The organism is Rhizobium oryzicola, assembly GCF_030504645.1.
In the GTDB taxonomy this organism is placed as follows: Bacteria; Pseudomonadota; Alphaproteobacteria; order Rhizobiales; family Rhizobiaceae; genus Neorhizobium; species Neorhizobium oryzicola.
Genome location: NZ_JAUKWQ010000003.1, coordinates 336,538 through 355,905, shown reverse-complemented (window position 1 = coordinate 355,905; position 19,368 = coordinate 336,538). Strand labels below are relative to the sequence as shown.

Below are 19,368 nucleotides of genomic sequence, written 5' to 3'. Positions count from 1 at the left end.
TCAGTCCTCCCTCTGGCGACGGAACTGGATGACCGTGAGTGTCAGCACCAGAAGAAACAGAACGAGGGCAATCATGCTGGAATAGCCGAGATCCCAGGAGATGAAGGCCTCGTTATAGATGTGGTAGACCAACACCAGGGTTGAGGTGCCGGGGCCGCCCTGCGTGATCATGTAGACCTGGTCGAAGACCTTGAAGGACTGGATGGTCAACATCACGGTGACGAAGAAGGTCGTTGGCGCCAGCTGCGGCACAGTCACATGGATGAACTTCTGCCAGGCATTGGCGCCGTCCAAACCGGCTGCCTCGTAAAGCTCCGAATTGATGCCCTGAAGCCCGGCGAGATAGATCACCATGTAGTAACCCATGCTCTTCCAGATGCCGAAGAGAATGACCGTCACCATGGCCCAATGGCGGTCCGCTGCCCAGCCAGGCAGGTTTTCGGGCGCAATGCCGATGGTGTAGAGAACCATGTTCACCAGACCCATTTCCGGGTTGAAGATCATGTTCCACACGACAGCCACAGCCACCAACGAGGCGACGTACGGGAAGAACAGCGCGGTACGGAAGAAATCCCGTCCGAAGATCTTCTGGTTCAGCAGGATGGCAAGGCCCAGCGCACAGATGAGCGTCGCAGGCACGGAGACCACCGTATAGATAATCGTATTCCAGAAGGCGTCGATGAAAGACTTGTCCTGGAAGAGGCGCCAGAAATTATCCAGCCCTGCGAAGGTGATCGGGTTGGAGCCATCCCAATGCATGAAGGCGAGCGCGAAGGCGAACAGGATTGGCCCAAGCGTGAAGACTGCAAAGCCGAGAAAATTCGGCGCGATGAAAGAATATGCGATCAGCGCGTTCTCAACCTTGCGGCGACGCTTTGAGACGACGCGCACCTTCCGCTTCGGCTTGATGCCTGCCGTCTGGTTGTCTGACAGAGCTGGATGTGCAAGCGTCACCAGCTTTCCTCCCGGCTCCGGATGGGTCCCGAAGCTCTTGCATGTTATATTGTACAAGACTCGCCTTTGCAGCTACTCGTCTTGCCTCCGGAGCCTTGCATAGCATATCCGGGGCATTGGTCAAACAACTTCTCCTGCGGTCAGACAAATTGGCTGGATAAGGTGAAATAGGTATGATAGGACCGCTTCGATCACGCCGGGAGGAGATGACGTGTTTGCCGAGCGCATAGTCGAGTTTCAGGGGGCACTGGCCAGCTTTCAGCCGGATCGCGTGCTGGGCAAAGGCGTGCCCGAAGCTCTCGAAGGTTGGATTGTCAACCTGCTCGTTGCGGCGGGCGAGGCTGCTGCAGCAGCATCCTGGCCCCAGATCCGGGCATATGACTATCGGGAATACGGCCTCAACGGGAATCGTTCACGCTTTGAAGAGCTCTATTTCCGTCGCCGCCTGATGTTGAACGATCTGGTTCTTGCCGAATGGGTCGAAGGGCAGGGGCGTTTCCTCGACGCCGTCATAGACGGCCTGCTCCTGATCTCGGAAGAAAGCGGCTGGCAATTACCGGCTCATAATTCCTATGAGCGGGGCGGCAAGCGCCTGTCTATGGCCGATCCTGATGATCCGGTTGTGGATCTCTTCGCGGCCGAGACTGCGGCCATCCTTTCCACAACTCTCTATCTGCTGCGCGACCGCCTCGATGCAGTTGATCCTCTGGTTTCCAAGCGTGTCGAGCGCGAGATCAACGTCCGCATCTTCAAACCCTACATCAACAGGCATTTTTGGTGGATGGGGCGCGGCGATGAGCGCATGAACAACTGGACGGCCTGGATTACCCAGAATGTTCTGCTCGCCGCCTTTACCTTGCCGACGGACGAAACCCTGCGCCGCGCTTTCCTGCCAAAGGCATTGATGAGCCTCGATGCCTTCCTGAAGGATTATGCTGAGGACGGGGCCTGCGAGGAGGGTGTGATCTACTATCGCCATGCCGGACTTTGCCTGCATGGTGCCATGACGATTCTGGATCAGGTGGCGCCCAGTGCCATGAAGCCGCTCTGGCAGGAGCCGAAGGTCCGCAATATGGCGGACTATATCCGCCACATGCATGTCGGTGGCGATTACTACTTCAATTTCGCCGATTCCTCCGCCGTGGTTCCGCCCTGCGGTGCGCGGGAATATCTGTTCGGCCGCGCCGTCGGCTCCGAGGCGCTGATGGGATTTGCGGCTGCCGATTTTGTCCGCGACGAAAACCGACTGATGCCGAAGGAGTGGAACCTCTGGTACCGGCTGCAGGCCATTCTGGCGGCGTCCGAAATCATGAGCCACGAGCGTGCTGCTCCCGCGAAGGCCGATCACTATTTTCCAGGTATCGGCCTTGCGATTGCGCGGGACAATCGTTTTGCCCTTGCGGTCAAGGGTGGACACAATGGCGAAAGTCATAACCACAACGATGTCGGCAGCGTTACCCTTTACAAGGATAGGCAGCCACTGCTGATCGATGTCGGCGTCGAGACCTATACGGCCAAGACCTTTTCGCCGCACCGCTATGAAATCTGGACCATGCAATCCGCCTATCACAATCTGCCGAGCTTTGGCGGCGTCATGCAATGCGACGGCGTTGAATTCGCGGCGCAGGGTATGGATGTCCGATTTGAAGAGGAGATGGCAGAGATCTCGCTGGATATTGCCGGCGCCTATCCGGCAGAAGCGGAGCTTCAAAGCTATCGTCGAACCGTGCGCATGGTCCGCGGTCGAACCGTCCAAATGCGCGATGAGTACCATGGGGTTGGCCCCGCGACGCTTTCTTTGATGACCGTTCTCGAACCCCGAACGGATGAGGGGCGAATCTGGCTTGGCAACAAAGCCGAGATCCGCTTGGAGGGTGCAGGTTCTATCACGGTGGAACCATTGGATATCACCGATAGCCGCTTGCGGCAGAGTTGGCCGGTGAGGCTTTATCGCCTGCTTGTGCCACTGACAGGTTCAACACTGACACTGACGATCAGCTAGAAAGAGAAGAGCATGCAATTTACCCTGAAGGTCGTAGACGCAGCAGGACAGGTGAAGGCGGAATCCTCCGCCGAAGACGAGCTGTTCCTGGTTTATCGGGGCGAGTACGAGGAAGGCGACCGTCTCCTGGTCAGCGCTTCAGAAGCCGCACATGTTTATCTGCTGCTGGACACGGGCCTGATGCCCGGCATCGTGTACCTGAAAGAATCGCCTTTCAGCCTTGCCATCCCCTTTGGCGAAAAGCGCATGCCCTATGCACAGCAGGCCTTCCTCGGAACGCTGCATCGTCTGCATGTCCGCGTCGCCAATCCATCTGAAGTGGCCGCCCGCCGAAATCTGGCCTTCAACCCCTTCGACCAGCATGGCAATGAACAGCTTTTCCCGCATGCGGTGGCAAATGTGGAAACGCGCGGCGAGTCACAATTCGCAGCGCGCAATGCCATCGACGGCGAAAAGGCAACCTTTGACCACGGCACCTGGCCGTTCACGAGTTGGGGAATCAACAAGGACCCCAATGCTGAACTGACAGTCCATTTCGGCCGGCCAGTGCTGGTCGATGAGCTTGTCATATATCTGCGCGCGGATTTTCCGCATGATGCATGGTGGAACGAAGCCAGCATTACCTTTTCCGATAGTGACACGATGCGCCTTGATCTCGTCAAGTCGGGCGCCGCGCAGCGCTTTGCCGTGGCAGAGAAGAAGGTCGAATGGCTTCGTATCCACTCGATGAAGAAGGCGGATGATCCGTCGCCCTATCCGGCACTTTCGCAGATCGAGGCCTGGGGTCGCGAAGCCTAAGGGGCCTTAGCTCGCGCTAACTCCCCGCAGTTCCCGCAAAAGATCGCGGTAGCGCACTTGGCTGCCGCGCAGATGTTGCTGCATCGCAGCTCTGGCTGCCTTCTCGTCGCCATCGGAAATGGCGACGATCACTGCCTGATGCTCCTTGTGTATCAGGCGACGATAGGCTGTCTGATCTGCCCCGTGATCGTCCGCAACCACCTTGGACTGTGGGATGGCAGAGGCACTGTGGCTTTCAAGAAACTGCATGAATAGCGGATTGTTGGTGGCGGCGGCGATGGCCATATGCAGCGCCAGATCCGCCTCGCGAATGGACTCATTCGCGTCAATACATTTCAGCACCCGCGCATGACATTCGAAGATTGCCTCTTCCTGAGCGGGCGAGCGCCGCAGTGCTGCAAGTCCCGCGGCCTCGATTTCCAGAGGCGTGCGCACTTCCAACACTTCAAGATCCGAGGAAATGCGCGCCGTATCCAATCGTGACGACAAAGGTTGAGGAGTGTTGGGCTTCAGTACGAAAATGCCCGCACCTTGCCTCACCTCGACAAGCCCGTCATAGCGGAGCCCAGTAACAGCCTCTCGAATGACTGTTCGGCTGACGCCATGCGTTTCCGTCAATTCGATCTCGCTCGGAAGCCGATCGCCCGGTGCATATTGGCCGCCCAGAATTTCACTCCGCAGCCGTTCGCGAACCTGCGCCACCAGCGATCCCGCACCCTTCGCGTTTGATTTTAATTGGCTGCTCACGCTCGCCTGCCGCCTCTCTCAGTATCACCAAAGCGATGAACCGAAACATTAGTACGATGAATTTTGCTGCTGTTCAACTATTTCATCAGACCTCGCAGAAGTCATCATACGAATTCCGACTGCGAAAAATAAAAGGGCGGCACAGTGGATGCGCCGCCCGCTTATGAAAGCCAAACCTAGTTCAGGCAGCACGACCGACCCGCGCCGGCGCTTCTTCGAAAGAGAATGCTCCCACGAGCTCGCGGAGTGCTTGTGCTTCAGCCGCAAGAGCCATGGAAGCGGCGGTGGATTCCTCCACCATGGCCGCGTTTTGCTGCGTCGTGTGATCCATCTGGTTCACTGCGCCATTCACCTCTGCAATACCGGTGGACTGTTCCTTGACGGAGACCGTAATGGCTTCCATCTGGCTGTTGATCTCGACAATCAGGCCGCCGATCTCCCCAAGCGCCACGCCGGTGTTACGGACCAGTTCCACGCCGCGTTCGACTTCCTGTGAGGAGTTTTGGATCAGCGCCTTGATTTCCTTGGCAGCACTTGCCGAGCGTCCAGCCAGTTCGCGCACTTCCTGGGCGACAACCGCAAAGCCCTTTCCGCCATCACCGGCGCGCGCCGCTTCAACACCTGCGTTCAAGGCAAGCAGATTGGTCTGGAAAGCGATCTCGTCGATCACGCCAATGATGTTGGAAATCTGCTGCGATGACTGCTCGATCCGGCGCATCGCTTCTTCCGCGTTGCGAACAACGTCGCCGGAATGCTTTGCAGACTGGTTCGCCCGGTCGGCGATGTGGCGTGCCTCTTCCGTGCGCTTGGCGGAGTTGCTAACATTGGCGGTGATCTCATCGAGTGCCGCTGCCGTTTCCTCAAGGGCTGCAGCCTGCACTTCCGTGCGGCGCGAAAGATCATCGGCCGCAGATGCGATCTCGTGACTGCCACTTTCGAGCGCCGTCACAGATGCTGCGATCTTACTGAGGGTGTCGGCAAGCTGACGGACGGAGCGATTGAAGTCGACCCGTAGCGGTTCGAATTCCGGCGAGAAGGGCTGTTCGATCTGGAAGGCGAGATCCCCACCGGCCAAACGATCGAGTGCCCGCGCCAGACCCGATGTTGCGTTACGAAGACGTTCGTCCGCATTGGCCTCTGCCATACGCTGCGCTTCCACGCGCTCGGCTTCCGCCTGTTTACGTGCGTCCTCGGCGTGTTCTTCCAATTCCTTCTTTTCAATCGCGGCGAGGCGGAAGACTTCGACAGCTGCCGCCATGGCGCCAACTTCATCGGTTCGACCAACGAACGGCACCAGACTCTGCGTGTCGCCTTCAGCCAGAATGCGCATGGCTTTCGTGAGGCGGCCGATAGGGGAGGCAATGCCACGAACAACAAACACACCCGCCACAAGAGCAATGAAGATCGCTACGCCCGCCAGTATGTAGGCAAACTCGATCATTCGTTGGGTGGCGGCCTTGTTGATAGCCCAACCCTCGGCGGCGCTCTTCTGGCTTGCTGCCACGATATCGCCGGTTACCTTGGCCAGCGTGTTGCCGATACCGCTCATGGAGCCCAGATACATCCGGGCGTTCTTGTCGTTGCCCTGAGTGGAATAGAACAGCAGCTGCTTGCCCATCTTGTTGTAGGCGGCCAGCTGCTTATCCAGCTGGCCAAGCGGCGTGTTCTCGCCGGCATTGCCGGCAAGCGCGGTGTACTTCGCGAGCGTTTCCTGCAGGCGCTTGTTGATCGCGTTGATGCGGGTTTCGGCCTCAGCCTTGTCGGTTGCCAGCAGGTGCTGCCCGTAAGCCTCTCGCAGCTTTACCGCTTCGATCTCAATGTCTTTTGCCATTGCGATCCCGGACTCCGCGCGCATGGCGATCTGCTCACTTTGCTCGCTGATGCTTTTCAACGACGCGATGGAGGACCACGCAATCGCGACGGAAATTGCGGCGAGGATGCCGATCGTTCCTATAAGGCCATGCCGGATGGCGGGGCGGCGAAAGCGAAATTTCAGACGTGCCATTGCTTCTCCCCAAGCTGGCTTACAGCGGAAGCTAATACATCGCCCGGAGGACATGAATATCCGGTTAAACAGCCCCTAGATTAGGGTGGGTTTTCGTTCGATATGGAAACGATTGACGAACAATAAGTAGTGAAGAGCGGGAAGCGCACGCCTATGTCGTGACGGTGTGAATTGGAAGGTCATTAATGTGTGATGTACCCGCTAATGCGAGCAGCGAATACGTACCACATCGCTGAATTTCACCGGCGCCGGATTTGTCTAGAAATACCCTAACTGCTGCGGCGATGGAGCAAGGTGAATCGGGTATCGATAGATACTTTCTGCTCCTGTTCCTTGCCGGTCATATGACCAACAATCAAACGTGCGGCCTCGCGTCCAATGAGATCACCCGAGGGGCGAATCGTTGTCAGCGGCGGATTGCAGGCCGCGCTGAAACTGAGATCGCCAAAGCCGACGATTGCAAGCTTTTCCGGTACGCTCATGGACAAGCGCTCGCATTCAAAGAGCGCGCCAAGCGCAATATGGTCATTGGAGCAGGCGACACCATCAAGGTCAGGCACAATCTGTAAGGCGTCGCGGAGCAACATGCCGCCCACTTCTGCGGAAGCCGAAGCGGGATGCTGAACGATCTCGACTGAAACCCCGGCTTGCCGCGCCGCCTCTACAAACCCGTCGCAGCGCTGCTTACCGCGACGATCTTCGTGCAGGCGCGCGCCAAGAAAGGCAAGACGTCGTTTTCCCTGTTGAATCAGATGCTTGGCCGCTGCAATTCCGACTTGATCGTGATGAAAGCCGATTGCTGCATCAATTTGCGGCCCACCAAGCTCCCAGATCTCGATGACTGGCACATGTGCCTTGGTCAACATTCTCCGGGTCGCTTCGCTATGGCAAAGCCCGGTGAGTACGATCGCAGCAGGCGCCCAGGACAAGGCGGTGCGGACGAGATCTTCCTCTTCCTTTTCATCATATTCCGTATGGCCGAGGATAACCTGCAGACGCTCCTTCCTGAGTGATGTCTGCATGGCAGCGACGGTCTCTGCAAAGAACGCATTGCGGACCGAAGGCACGATGATACTGACGGCGCGAGAAGAGGCCGCGGCGAGCCCTCCGGCAACGAGGTTCGGAACGTAGCTGAGTTTTTCGATCGCTCGCGCGATGGCGCTACCTGCGCTCGCAGAAACCGCTTCTGGACGGCGCAGATATAACGACACCGTCGATGGCGAAACCTTCGCATAGTCTGCAACGTCCATCATGGTGACGCTTTGCATCTTGCGACGGCTGCGCGGCTGGCGTGGCACCTCGTTCTCTCTCTCCCCAGCCATAACCCCTCCTTTGCAGCGCTACGAACGGCAATCTCGATGTGTTCGTCACGGCCAGACGAAGCTTGCAGCACCTAATCGCCAAATGCAACAATAACGCAGCGTAAATCGGTGTATTTCACTAATCCGTGGGCGTCTGGACGAGGCATGGAAAAAGGGCATTGCATTTAAAAATCGTAGCGCTATGATTTCGCCAATGACATGGTGCGGAGCTCGCGCTTCGTATGGGAGGAACGCATGGCTTCAGTAAGCCTTCGCAAGCTCGAAAAGAGCTATGGCGCTTTGCGCATCGTCAAGGGAATCGATCTCGACATCCGGGATGGTGAATTCGTCGTCTTTGTCGGCCCCTCGGGCTGCGGCAAGTCGACGACGCTGCGCATGGTCGCAGGTCTCGAGAGCATCACGGACGGCGAAATCCGCATCGGCGAACGCGTGGTCAACAAGCTTGCGCCGCGTGAACGCGACATAGCCATGGTCTTCCAGGACTATGCGCTTTATCCGCACAAGACGGTGCGCGAAAACATGGGTTTCAGCCTGAAAGTGCGCGGCGTTTCCATGAAGGATGCCGAAGGCCGCATAAACGAGGCCGCCGAAATGCTCGGCATCGGGCATCTTCTGGATCGCCGTCCCGGCCAGTTGTCCGGTGGTCAGCGCCAGCGCGTTGCCATGGGCCGCGCCATCGTGCGCCGTCCGCAGGTTTTCCTGTTCGATGAACCCCTGTCCAACCTCGATGCCAAGCTGCGCGGCCAAGTGCGCACCGAAATCAAGCGCTTGCATCAGCAGATCGGCACCACGATCATCTACGTGACCCATGACCAGGTCGAGGCCATGACGCTTGCCGATCGGATCGTGATCCTGCGGGCCGGCGATATCGAGCAGGTTGGTACGCCGGATGACGTCTACAACCGTCCGCGCAGCGTCTTCGTCGGCGGCTTCGTTGGATCGCCGGCGATGAATTTCGCCAAGGCGAAGGTCGAAGGCGGCAATCTGGTATTTGCCGATGGCAATACGCTGCCGCTCGCGCAGATCCGCACCGGTCGTGAAACCGCTCTGGAAGGCCGGCAGGTCATCGTCGGCGTTCGCCCTGAACATTTTTCCACAGCAGCCGATGCATCGCTGGCGCTGAATGTGAAGGTTCAGGTGGTGGAGCCGCTGGGCTCCGATACGCTTGTGCATTTCGCCATCGGCAACGAAACCATGACCGCCCGCATGTCTCCGGAAACGCGGCCCGAAGCGGGGGCGCAGATCCGCGTCGGCGTCGATCCGGCCAAGGTCCACCTCTTCGACGCGGTCAGCGAGCGCGTCCTTGATTGATGCTCCCTGCGCGGGGGAGTAGAAGGTCCGCGCAGCAACGATCATCACCGATAAAAACGGGAGAAATACATGAAATTCAGGGCTTTGACGGGCGCATTTCTGTCCGCCGCCAGCTTGGGTGCCGCTGTTCCGGCGTTTGCCGACACCGAGCTCAAGGTCTATATTTCGAGCCAGCATCAGCCGCAGGTGTGGCGCAAGATGCTCGACCAGTATGAAGCCAAGAACCCCGGCATCAAGGTCACCATCGAAACCGGCGGCAATACCTCGGAAGCGCAGGCGCAGTACCTGAACACCGTGATGTCGGCGAAGGATACCTCGCTCGACGTGCTGATCCTCGATGTCATTCGCCCTGCGCAATTCGCCGCCGCCGGCTGGACCAGCCCCTTCACCGGCAAGGACATGTCCGGCTATCTGCCAGCCTATGCCGAAGCCAATACGGTAGACGGCAAGATCGTGGCGCTGCCGGCCTTCGCCGACTCCATGTTCCTCTACTACCGCAAGGATCTCTTGGAAAAGTACGGCATCCAGCCGCCCAAGACCTGGGATGAGCTGAAGGCCGCCGTCAAGAAGATCAATGGCGGCGAAAACAACCCGGACCTGCAGGGTCTCTCCTTCCAGGGCAAGGCAATCGAGGGCGCCGTCTGCACTTTCCTGCTTCCCTATTGGAGCCAGGGCAAGACGCTCGTGCAGAACGGCAAGCTGACCTTCGACCGCGCCGCCGCCGCAAAGTCTCTGGCGCTGTGGAAGAGCTTCGTGGACGAAGGCGTCTCCAAGAAGAACATTTCCGAAGTCGCGACCGACGATACCCGAAAGGAATTCCAGGCCGGCAACGTGGTCTTCGCCGTTAACTGGTCCTATGCATGGGCGCAGGCGCAGGGCAAGGATTCCGCCGTCGCCGGCAAGGTTGGCGTGGCGCGGCTTCCGGCACTGACGGGCGGTGACGCCTCCACCTGTCTCGGCGGCTGGGAATGGGGCGTTTCCGCCTATTCCAAGCATCAGGATGACGCCAAGAAGCTGGTCGAGTTCCTGTCCAGCAAGGATGTCTCCAAGTTTGTGGCCATCAACGGCTCGCTGATGCCGACCTATGCCGATCTCTACAAGGATGAAGACGTCCTGAAGTCCGCGCCGTGGTTTGCCGATGCGCTGCAGGTCGTCCAGACCGCTAAGCCGCGCCCGGTCACGCCGCGCTACAACGAGGTCAGCGAAATCGTTCGCACCACGGTCAACGCCGTTCTCGCCGGCGTCATGACGCCGGATGACGGTGCCGCACAGATCGAGTCGCGTCTGCGCCGCATCTTGCGCTGACCCGCAACAGACTTCGAAACGGAGAGGACGAGATTGCTCGCCCTCTCCCCGCCCCACAAGCCAGCGCGCGTAACGCCGCCGGCGGGGTGACTTGAACCGTTTATCAAGCGTGGGAGCCGCAAGGTGACGACATCCACCCTCAGCACGACAGATCGTATCGAAAAGCAGCCGCCCGCCTGGACGAAGATGCTCGACCTCAGCGACCGCGCGCTTGCCGTTCTGCTGCTGGCACCGGCGGCCCTGCTTCTGTCGCTGATCATTGTCTATCCCGTTCTGCGGCTGGGCTATACGAGCTTCTTCTCGCTGTCGCTGACATCGGGCCTGCCGGCTGAATTTGTCGGTTTGGACAACTACCGGCTGATGATCGACGATCCTGTCTTCTGGGAAACCACCTGGAACACGGTTCTGATCACGCTGATCACCGTTCCCGGTGCGCTGGTCGTGGGCATGGCATTGGCGCTTCTCGCCAACCTGCCTTTCCGTGTGCAATGGCCGGTGCGCCTCTCGCTCCTCATTCCCTGGGCGCTGCCGCTGTCCTTCGCCGGCCTGATCTTCGCCTGGTTCTTCCATTCCGAATATGGGGTCGTGAACGACGTTCTGATGCGGCTTGGCCTGCCCGGCGTCATCTGGTTCAACTCGCCCAACTGGGCCATGGCCGCCATCTGTCTCACCATCATCTGGAAGACCTCCTCCTTCATGGCCCTGATCATTCTGGCCGGCTTGCAGACTATTCCGCGCTCGCTTTACGAGGCTGCCGATGTGGACGGCGCGGGACGCGTTCGCCAGTTCGTCGAGATCACCCTGCCGCTGCTGAAACCCTCGATCGTGGTGGCACTGATCTTCCGCACGATCACAGCGCTGCAAACCTTCGACATCCCCTACATGATGACCGGCGGTGGGCCTGGCACCTCCACGTCAACGCTGGCCATGTACATCCACCAGAACACCATTTCCTTCCTCGATCTCGGCTATGGCTCGGCACTCGCCGTGGTGATGTTCCTGCTCTCCATGTGCGTCACCGTCGTCTATCTCAGAATCATCCGGACGAAGGGCTAAAGATTATGACCGCTACTGTCACCCAGCCTGGCGCCCTTTCCGGCAAACCGCTCCGCGCCATCGCCGCCATCATCCTGCTGGTCAACGGCATGTTCCCGGCGCTGTGGATCCTGTTCACCTCGCTGAAGACGGAAGCCGAACTGACGCTGAAGCCGATCAGCTGGTTTCCGCATGCGCCGACGCTTGCCAATTACATGCAGGCCTTTTCCGACCAGCCGCTGCATCTGTTCCTGTTCAACAGCCTGATGGTCGCGCTTCTCTCCACCTGCCTGACGCTGTTTATCTCGGTGCTGGCGGCCTATGCGATCGCGCGGCTGAACCTGAAATATCGCGGCCTGATCCTGTCGGCCATCATTGCCGTCTCCACCTTCCCGCTGGTGACGCTGCTGGTGCCGCTGTTCGAGATCATGCGGGCGCTGAACCTGCTCAACACATGGATCGCGCTGATCCTGCCCTATACGGTACTGTCGCTGCCGGTCTGCACGCTGATGCTCGTCTCCTTCTTCGAGGGCATTCCGCGCGATCTCGAAAATGCCGCGATGATCGATGGCTGCACGCGCCTCGGCGCGCTGTTCAAAGTCGTGGTGCCGCTCTGCGCGCCGGGCGTCTTCACCGCCGGCATCCTCGCCTTCGTCAACGCCTGGGATGAATTCCTGCTCGCGCTCTCGTTCAACTCCAACCCGGCGCTGCGCACCCTGCCGGTTGGCATCCAGCTTTATCAGGGCGAATTCGCCTTCCCCTGGCCGGTGATATCAGCAGCGCTCGTCGTCGGCATCGTGCCGGTCGCCGTCCTGATCGTGATCTTCCAGGAGCGCGTGGTTTCCGGCCTCACCGCAGGCGGCATCAAGGGATAAGCACAATGACAAAAAGAAAAGAGCTTTCCGAACTGCGCAGCCAGCGCTGGTTTGCGTCCGACGACATGCGCGGCTTCGCGCACCGCCAGCGCACCCAGCAGATGGGCATGCGCCGCGACGAATTCATGGGCCGGCCGGTGATCGGCATCATCAACACCTGGAGCGAGATGAGCCCCTGCCACGCGCATCTGCGCGACCGCGCGGAAGCGGTGAAGCGGGGCGTCTGGCAGGCGGGTGGCTACCCGGTCGAAATGCCCGCGCTTTCCGTCGGCGAAGTGATGGTGAAGCCTACCACCATGCTCTACCGCAACTTCCTCGCCATGGAATGCGAGGAGTTGCTGCGTTCTCACCCGATCGATGGCGCGGTGCTGCTCGGCGGCTGCGACAAGTCCACGCCCGGCCTATTGATGGGCGCGTTTTCCATGGATATTCCGGTCATCTATTGTCCAGCGGGTCCCATGTCGAATGGCCAGTGGCGCGGCATCAAGACGGGTGCAGGCACGCATACCAAGAAATACTGGGACGAACTGCGCGCCGGAAACATCACCAAGGATGACTGGGTGGATCTGGAAAGCCGGATGACCCGTTCCGCCGGTACCTGCAACACCATCGGCACGGCGTCTACCATGACCTCGATTGCCGATGCCATGGGCATGACGCTGCCGGGGGCTTCCTCCATTCCCGCCGTCGACTCAGGTCATCCGCGGATGGCCTCGCTCTGCGGCGTACGGATTGTCGAGATGGTCTGGGAAGACCTGAAACCCTCCGACATCCTCAACAAGGCAAGCTTCGAAAACGGTCTCGTCGCCTATATGGCGATGGGCGGTTCCACCAATGCGGCCGTGCATCTGATTGCCATGGCCCGCCGCGCCGGTGTCGAACTGACGCTAGATGACATGTCGGCCATGGCCGCAAAGATCCCGGTCGCAGCGAACGTCTTCCCGTCCGGCGAATACCTGATGGAGGATTTTTACTTCGCCGGCGGCCTCAACGCGCTCTTGAAGAAGTTTTCGCATCATCTCGACCTGTCGCGTCCGACCGTCAACGGCAAGACGATCGGCGAGAACATCGCCGATGCCGAATGCTGGAACGACGAGATCATTCGCGACGAGAGCAATCCGGTCGTGCCGCTTTCGAAGGGCAAGACGCTGGAGGTGCTACGCGGCAATCTGGCCCCCAATGGCGCGGTGATGAAATCCTCCGCTGCCAATCCGAAGTTCCTGAAGCATGTCGGCCCGGCGATCGTTTTCGATGACCCGGCGACGATGAACAAGACGCTCGACAATCCAGACTTGGATGTAACGGAAGACACCGTCATCATCCTGCGCAACGCCGGTCCTGTCGGCGCGCCGGGCATGCCGGAATGGGGCAATCTGCCAATCCCGAAAAAGCTTCTGAAACTGGGCGTGCGTGACATGGTGCGCATTTCCGATGCGCGCATGAGCGGCACCCATTATGGCACCTGCATTCTGCATGTCTCGCCGGAAGCGGCGATTGGCGGGCCGCTGGCGCTCGTAAAGACTGGCGACCTCATCGAACTCGACGTGGCGGCCGGCACCATCAACATGAAGGTCAGCGACGAGGAACTGGCGGCCCGCCGCGCGGAGTGGAAGCCGACGGCGCGCATTTACGAACGCTCGTTTGCGGCGCTCTACCAGCAGCATGTCAGCCAGGCTGACCAAGGTTGCGATTTCGATTTCCTGAGCGGCCCGGCCAAGGTGCCGGACCCGGTCATTTTCTAAAGGACGAGCCCAATGAGCACGCTGAACCCCTTCAAATCCTGGCTCTCCGACAAGAACCGCGCGACGCCGCTCGGCACCTGGCTGATGGCTGCAGCCCCTGCCAGTGCCGAAGCGCTCGGCTATGCCGGCTTCGACTTCCTTGTGGTGGACATGGAGCATGTGCCGATCGAGGTATCCGATCTCGCCCATATCCTGCGCGCCATCGGCTGCACGCCTGCCGATGCCGTCGTGCGTCTCGCCTGGAACGATCAGGTACTGGTCAAACGCTGCATGGATGCAGGCGCCCGCACCGTGATGCTGCCTTTCGTGCAGACGGCGGAAGAGGCAAAGGCCGCCGCCTCCTTTACCCGTTATCCCCCGCATGGCATTCGCGGGGTCGCTGCCGTTCATCGCGGCTCGAAGTTCGGGACCATCCCGAATTACCTCAAGAAAGCCAATGAGGATGTCTGCACCATTGTGCAGCTGGAAACGCCTGAGGCCATCGAGCGCCTGCCGGAGATTGCCGCAGTCGAGGGCATTGACGCGCTGTTCGTCGGCCCCGGCGATCTCTCCGCCGCCATGGGCCATATCGGCAATATCGCCCATCCGGAGGTGCAGGCGCTGATCGAGAAGGCCGCCAAGGATGCGCATGCCGCGGATAAGCCGATCGGCATTGTCGGTCCGAACCCGGACATGGTGAAGCGCTTCATCGGCTATGGCTATGACTATGCCGCCATAGCCTCCGACATCGCCATGATGACCGGCCGCGCCAATGATTGGTTGGGCCAGTTGAAGGGTGAGGAAAAGCCCGCTGTCGCGGCTCCCACGGCAGCCTATTGAGGTGGTTGAGGTGACAGCCGGTTTCGACCTCGTTCTCGATGCAAAGACCGCCCTTGGCGAATGCCCCCTGTGGTCGGTCGCCGAGCAGGTGCTCTACTTCGTGGACATCAAGCAAAGCCGTATCCATCGCTTCGATCCGGCAGACGGGTCGCTCGGTATGCTAGAACTGCCGGAAGAAGTCGGCTGCATTGGGCTTGCACAGGGCGGCGGCTTCATCGCCGGTCTTCGCTCCGGCCTTTGGCTGGTCTCTGCCGAAGGCAAACTCACCCGCAAGCTGGCAGACAACCCGGAAGATCAATCCATCAGTCGTTTCAACGATGGCATGGTCGATCCTGCGGGCCGCTTTATCGCCGGAACGGTGGACGAGACCCGCGAACGCGGCATTGCCAGCCTCTATCGCTACGACAGCCGAGGGCTGCAAAAGCTGAGCGTCGGTCTTCTGACCTCGAACGGTGTCGCCTTCTCTCCCGACGGCAAGCGGCTCTATCATTCCGATACGCTGCGCTACTCGCTCTACACCTATGACTATGATGTGGCGACGGGCGCGGCGGAAAACCGCCAGCTCTTTGCGAAATTTGGCTCCGAGACCGACAAGGGCCGCCCTGACGGCGGCGCCGTGGATGTGGAAGGCCGCTACTGGACCGCACTGTTCGAGGGCGGTCGCGTGCAGTGCTATGCACCGGACGGAAGGCTTCTGGCCGAATATCCGGTGCCTGCCAAATGCCCGACCATGGTGACTTTTGGCGGCCCTGACCTGAAGACCCTCTACTGCACCAGTGCCAGCATCGGACGCTCCGCCGAGGAGCTTGCCCAATATCCGCTTTCCGGCGCGCTGTTTGCCATGCGCACGGATGTACCAGGCCTCTCCAAACCGCTTTTCAATCCAGACATCTGAGTAAGACCATGTCCGCATCCTACGAGACAGTTGACTACCGTTCTCTCGAAAACCGCCATGTCCTCATCACCGGCGGCGCGTCCGGCATCGGCGAGGAAATGGTCAAGGCCTATCGGGCGCAAGGCGCCCGCGTGTCCTTCGTCGATATCAACGAGGCGGCCGGGGCCGCCACGGCACCGGCGACCGGTGCTTCCTTCTACGCTTGCGACCTGACCGATATTCCGGCGACCCGTGCCGTGGTCGCCAGAATCGAGGCAGAGCATGGTCCCGTTTCGGTTCTCGTCAACAATGCCGGCAAGGATGACCGGCACGCCATGGACGAGGTGGAGCCGGAGTACTGGCGGCGCGCGCTTGCCATGAACCTCGACCACCAGTTCTTCGTCACCCAGGCGGTGACCAAGGGCATGACCGAAAATGGTGGCGGCTCCGTCATCATGTTCAGCTCGATTTCCTGGATGCGCGGTCGCCCGGGCATGGTGGGCTATACCACCTCGAAGGCTGCCATCAACGGCCTGACCAAGACGCTTGCCCGCGAACTTGGCCCGTCCGGCATCCGCGTCAACTGCATCGTACCTGGTGCCATCGTCACCGAACGCCAGCTGGCGCTGTGGACGACGCCGGAACAGAACCAGCAGTTCATCGATCTGCAGGCCCTGAAATTCCGCCTCGATGCCAGCCATGTGGCGCGCCTCGCCCTCTTCCTCGGCTCCGACGAAAGCAATGGCTGCACCGGCGCCAATTTCGTCGTCGACGCCGGCCTGACCCAGAACTGAAAGTCTTCTCCATGCAACTCGATCTCATTCCCGGCGGCTTCATCCTCTCCATCGACGGTCGCGAAATCCTGCGCCATACCGAAGCAGCACCCGCTTTGTTCGTCGGTCACGGCGAAGAGCGGATGGACATGTATCGCGGCAACTTCGAGATCGAGGATTACGTGGTGGAGCGCACCGCGCTGACCTCCGTGGAGATCAGCGGCAATCGGATCGAATTTGCCGTGGCACGGTGGCTTCCTGCCCGTTTCGCGCTGACGATTAAAGGCAACCACGTCCTCACGGAATCGCTCGATGCCTCCATCAACCGCGTCTGGATTCGCATTGCAGCCGAGGCCGACGAGCATGTCTGGGGCGGTGGCGAGCAGATGTCCTATTTCGACATGCGCGGCCGGAAGTTCCCCCTCTGGACGTCCGAACCCGGCGTCGGACGCGACAAGACCACCGAAATCACCTTCAAATCGGATGTGACCGGCAAGGCCGGCGGCGATTACTACAACACCAACTACCCGCAGCCGACCTATATTTCGTCGCGCAAATATGCGCTGCATGTGGAAACGACGGCCTATTCCGTCTTCGACTTCCGCCGCGATGGTTTCCATGAGATCGAGGTCTGGGCCGTACCGCAGCGGCTGGAATTCTTTGCCGCGTCGACCTTCGCCGATCTCGTCGGGCAACTTTCGCTGCGTTTCGGGCGCCAGCCCGAACTGCCCGAATGGGTCTATGGCGGCGCGATCCTCGGCCTGAAGGACGGCGAGAACTCATTCACGCGCATGCAGAAGATGCGCGACGCCGGCGTGAAAGTTTCCGGCCTTTGGTGCGAGGATTGGGTGGGACTTCGTCACACCTCCTTTGGTGCTCGCCTGTTCTGGGATTGGCAGGCGAATGAAAGCCGCTATCCGAAGCTGAAGGAAAAGATCGCCGCGCTGAATGCCGAAGGCATCCGCTTCCTCGGTTACGTGAACCCCTATCTCTGCGTCGACGGCCCGCTGTTCCCGATCGCGGATGCCAAAGGCTATTTCGCCAAGGATGAACAGGGCAAGACCGCCCTTGTCGACTTCGGCGAGTTCGATTGCGGCGTGGTGGATTTCACCAATCCGCAATCCGCCGACTGGTTTGCAGAAGAGGTGATCGGCAAGAACATGCTGGATTACGGCCTCTCCGGCTGGATGGCGGATTTCGGCGAATATCTGCCGATCGATGTGAAGCTCGCCAACGGCATCGACGCAAAGCTGATGCACAATGCCTGGCCGACGCTGTGGGCAAAGGTCAACGCCAAGGCCGTGGAAAGCCGTGGCAAGACCGGCGATGCGCTCTTCTTCATGCGAGCGGGCTTTACTGGCGTGCAGGCGTATTGCCCGCTTCTGTGGGGCGGCGATCAGTCGGTCGATTTCACCCGGCATGACGGTCTCGTCACCGTCATCTGCGGCGCGCTCTCATCCGGCCTGCTCGGCAATGCCTACCACCATTCGGATATCGGCGGTTACACCAGCCTGTTCGGCAATGTCCGCACGCCGGAACTCATCATGCGCTGGGCGGAAATGGCGGCCTTCACTGCCGTCATGCGCAGCCATGAGGGCAACCGCCCGCGCGACAACCTGCAGATCGACCAGGATCCGCAAGTGCTCACGCATTTCGCCCGCATGACGGCGATCTATGTGCATCTGGCGCCCTATCTCAAATCGCTATCGGCAGAGGCGGCAAAGACGGGTCTGCCGGTGCAGCGTCCGCTCTTCCTCCATCACGAGGACGACCGCGATACCTACGCAATCCAGGATGCCTATCTCTACGGCCGCGACCTGCTGGTGGCCCCGGTCTGGCAGGCGGCAGAAACGACCCGCACGATCTATCTGCCCAAGGGCGAAAGCTGGGTGCATGTCTGGACGGGTGAAGCCCATGCCGGAGGCGAGACGGCCACCATTCCTGCGCCTCTTGGCCAGCCTGCGGTCTTCTATCGCAAGGGCACGTCCTACCAGGCATTGTTCGACGGGTTGCGGGATCTCTGACCATGACGGCAGCGGCCCTTGCAGATTTGCTGCTGATTGCGGCGCTTGCTGCCTATATGCAGACGCTGACGGGCTTCGCACTCGGACTGATCATGATGGGCGGGGTCGGCCTGACGGGCCTATTACCATTGCCGGACGCTGCGGTGCTGGTGAGCCTCCTCGTGATCGTCAATGCAGCACAGGTTTTGGCGCGCGGCTGGCGGGATATCGCCTGGCCGCAATTTTTACCCGCGCTCGCGGCAAGCCTGGTGTTCCAGGCTATCGGCTACTGGTTGCTGAACCTGATGGCATCCGCCTCGCTGGATTGGGTAAAGCTGGTTCTGGGTCTGGTCATCGTCGTATCCAGCATTCAGCTATCCCTGAAGCCGGAAGCTCTTCAACAGCTGTCCTCCTCGGTCTCCTTTGCGGGCTTCGGCGCGATCGCAGGCGTTATGGGCGGCATGTTTTCAACCGCCGGCCCGCCGCTGATCTATCATTTCTATCGACAGCCGCTAAGGCCGGCGGTCGTTCGCGAAACGCTGGTGGCAATCTTCGCGACGAATGCCGTGGTCCGGCTCGGCATCGTGGCCGGTGTGGGGAAACTGCCCTCGGCTTCTTTCTGGTGGGGGTTGCTGGCCATACCCGTGGTGATCGGAGCAACCTGGCTCGCCAAACGCTTTCCGCCGCCGCTTTCGCCGCTCGCCATGCGGCGCCTCGCCTTTCTGATGCTGTTTCTGTCGGGGCTTTCGCTTGCGCTACCCTCGATACTGAGGCTCGTTTGAAACCATGCGAACCGATCCAAA

Annotated in this window: 16 protein-coding genes; 12 read left to right on the top strand and 4 right to left on the bottom strand. The window is 60.0% G+C overall.

The window, feature by feature from the left end; translation table 11 throughout:
* Window positions 1-954: a carbohydrate ABC transporter permease gene (locus Q2T52_RS12300; protein WP_302077030.1), complete on the bottom strand. Its 954-nt coding sequence runs from the start codon at window positions 952-954 to the stop codon at window positions 1-3.
* Window positions 955-1,165: 211 nt separating this feature from the next.
* Between Q2T52_RS12300 and Q2T52_RS12295 the strand changes: the two genes are divergently transcribed.
* Together Q2T52_RS12295 and Q2T52_RS12290 are read left to right on the top strand one after the other, a co-directional pair.
* Window positions 1,166-2,956 carry a heparinase II/III domain-containing protein gene (locus tag Q2T52_RS12295; protein WP_436799527.1) on the top strand — a complete coding sequence of 597 codons (1,791 nt, stop codon included), beginning with the start codon at window positions 1,166-1,168 and terminating at the stop codon, window positions 2,954-2,956.
* Between the two features lie 12 nt (window positions 2,957-2,968).
* On the top strand, window positions 2,969-3,754 hold the full coding sequence (locus Q2T52_RS12290; RefSeq protein ID WP_302077029.1) for a discoidin/SUN/FTP domain-containing protein: 786 nt from the start codon (window positions 2,969-2,971) through the stop codon (window positions 3,752-3,754).
* Window positions 3,755-3,760: 6 nt separating this feature from the next.
* On the opposite strand, the gene Q2T52_RS12285 is transcribed toward Q2T52_RS12290, so the two are convergent.
* From Q2T52_RS12285 to Q2T52_RS12275, 3 genes are all read right to left on the bottom strand, one after another.
* A complete protein-coding gene (locus tag Q2T52_RS12285; protein WP_302077028.1) occupies window positions 3,761-4,501 on the bottom strand; it encodes a FadR/GntR family transcriptional regulator in 741 nt (246 codons plus the stop codon).
* Window positions 4,502-4,682: 181 nt separating this feature from the next.
* Complete coding sequence (locus Q2T52_RS12280; protein WP_302077027.1) at window positions 4,683-6,506, bottom strand: HAMP domain-containing methyl-accepting chemotaxis protein; 1,824 nt, start codon at window positions 6,504-6,506, stop codon at window positions 4,683-4,685.
* A gap of 269 nt (window positions 6,507-6,775) precedes the next feature.
* Entirely contained in the window at window positions 6,776-7,804 is a 1,029-nt protein-coding gene (locus Q2T52_RS12275; protein ID WP_302077026.1) for a LacI family DNA-binding transcriptional regulator, read from the bottom strand.
* 258 nt (window positions 7,805-8,062) lie between these two features.
* Here Q2T52_RS12275 and Q2T52_RS12270 point away from each other — a divergent pair, with 258 nt between their 5' ends.
* The 10 genes from Q2T52_RS12270 to Q2T52_RS12225 all read left to right on the top strand — a co-directional run bounded on the left by Q2T52_RS12270 (window position 8,063) and on the right by Q2T52_RS12225 (window position 19,347).
* Window positions 8,063-9,139, top strand: a complete 1,077-nt coding sequence (locus Q2T52_RS12270) for an ABC transporter ATP-binding protein (protein ID WP_302077025.1) — start codon at window positions 8,063-8,065, stop codon at window positions 9,137-9,139.
* 69 nt (window positions 9,140-9,208) lie between these two features.
* Window positions 9,209-10,444, top strand: coding sequence for an ABC transporter substrate-binding protein (locus Q2T52_RS12265; protein ID WP_302077024.1), 1,236 nt, complete (start codon window positions 9,209-9,211; stop codon window positions 10,442-10,444).
* Window positions 10,445-10,630: 186 nt separating this feature from the next.
* Window positions 10,631-11,500, top strand: a complete 870-nt coding sequence (locus tag Q2T52_RS12260) for a carbohydrate ABC transporter permease (RefSeq protein ID WP_302077278.1) — start codon at window positions 10,631-10,633, stop codon at window positions 11,498-11,500.
* A gap of 5 nt (window positions 11,501-11,505) precedes the next feature.
* Window positions 11,506-12,354, top strand: coding sequence for a carbohydrate ABC transporter permease (locus tag Q2T52_RS12255; RefSeq protein WP_302077023.1), 849 nt, complete (start codon window positions 11,506-11,508; stop codon window positions 12,352-12,354).
* 5 nt (window positions 12,355-12,359) lie between these two features.
* Entirely contained in the window at window positions 12,360-14,096 is a 1,737-nt protein-coding gene (gene araD / locus Q2T52_RS12250) for an L-arabinonate dehydratase (RefSeq protein WP_302077022.1), read from the top strand.
* A 12-nt stretch (window positions 14,097-14,108) separates the two neighbouring features.
* Window positions 14,109-14,915 (top strand): HpcH/HpaI aldolase family protein, encoded by an 807-nt coding sequence (locus Q2T52_RS12245; RefSeq protein ID WP_302077021.1) that lies wholly within the window; start codon window positions 14,109-14,111, stop codon window positions 14,913-14,915.
* Between the two features lie 10 nt (window positions 14,916-14,925).
* Window positions 14,926-15,810 carry an SMP-30/gluconolactonase/LRE family protein gene (locus tag Q2T52_RS12240; RefSeq protein ID WP_302077020.1) on the top strand — a complete coding sequence of 295 codons (885 nt, stop codon included), beginning with the start codon at window positions 14,926-14,928 and terminating at the stop codon, window positions 15,808-15,810.
* 8 nt (window positions 15,811-15,818) lie between these two features.
* Window positions 15,819-16,583, top strand: a complete 765-nt coding sequence (locus tag Q2T52_RS12235; RefSeq protein ID WP_302077019.1) for an SDR family NAD(P)-dependent oxidoreductase — start codon at window positions 15,819-15,821, stop codon at window positions 16,581-16,583.
* 11 nt (window positions 16,584-16,594) lie between these two features.
* Window positions 16,595-18,586 carry an alpha-glucosidase gene (locus Q2T52_RS12230; RefSeq protein WP_302077018.1) on the top strand — a complete coding sequence of 664 codons (1,992 nt, stop codon included), beginning with the start codon at window positions 16,595-16,597 and terminating at the stop codon, window positions 18,584-18,586.
* Between the two features lie 2 nt (window positions 18,587-18,588).
* Complete coding sequence (locus Q2T52_RS12225) at window positions 18,589-19,347, top strand: TSUP family transporter (protein WP_302077017.1); 759 nt, start codon at window positions 18,589-18,591, stop codon at window positions 19,345-19,347.
* The last annotated feature ends 21 nt before the right edge of the window (window positions 19,348-19,368 follow it).

Bases quoted from the DNA above. Each gene is read 5' to 3' on its own strand.
- Q2T52_RS12265 (WP_302077024.1), top strand. From the start codon at position 9,209: ATGAAATTCAGGGCTTTGACGGGCGCATTTCTGTCCGCCGCCAGCTTG.
- Q2T52_RS12225 (WP_302077017.1), top strand. From the start codon at position 18,589: ATGACGGCAGCGGCCCTTGCAGATTTGCTGCTGATTGCGGCGCTTGCT.
- Q2T52_RS12290 (WP_302077029.1), top strand. From the start codon at position 2,969: ATGCAATTTACCCTGAAGGTCGTAGACGCAGCAGGACAGGTGAAGGCG.
- Q2T52_RS12230 (WP_302077018.1), top strand. From the start codon at position 16,595: ATGCAACTCGATCTCATTCCCGGCGGCTTCATCCTCTCCATCGACGGT.
- araD (WP_302077022.1), top strand. From the start codon at position 12,360: ATGACAAAAAGAAAAGAGCTTTCCGAACTGCGCAGCCAGCGCTGGTTT.
- Q2T52_RS12235 (WP_302077019.1), top strand. From the start codon at position 15,819: ATGTCCGCATCCTACGAGACAGTTGACTACCGTTCTCTCGAAAACCGC.
- Q2T52_RS12245 (WP_302077021.1), top strand. From the start codon at position 14,109: ATGAGCACGCTGAACCCCTTCAAATCCTGGCTCTCCGACAAGAACCGC.
- Q2T52_RS12280 (WP_302077027.1), bottom strand. From the start codon at position 6,506: ATGGCACGTCTGAAATTTCGCTTTCGCCGCCCCGCCATCCGGCATGGC.
- Q2T52_RS12255 (WP_302077023.1), top strand. From the start codon at position 11,506: ATGACCGCTACTGTCACCCAGCCTGGCGCCCTTTCCGGCAAACCGCTC.
- Q2T52_RS12270 (WP_302077025.1), top strand. From the start codon at position 8,063: ATGGCTTCAGTAAGCCTTCGCAAGCTCGAAAAGAGCTATGGCGCTTTG.
- Q2T52_RS12260 (WP_302077278.1), top strand. From the start codon at position 10,631: ATGCTCGACCTCAGCGACCGCGCGCTTGCCGTTCTGCTGCTGGCACCG.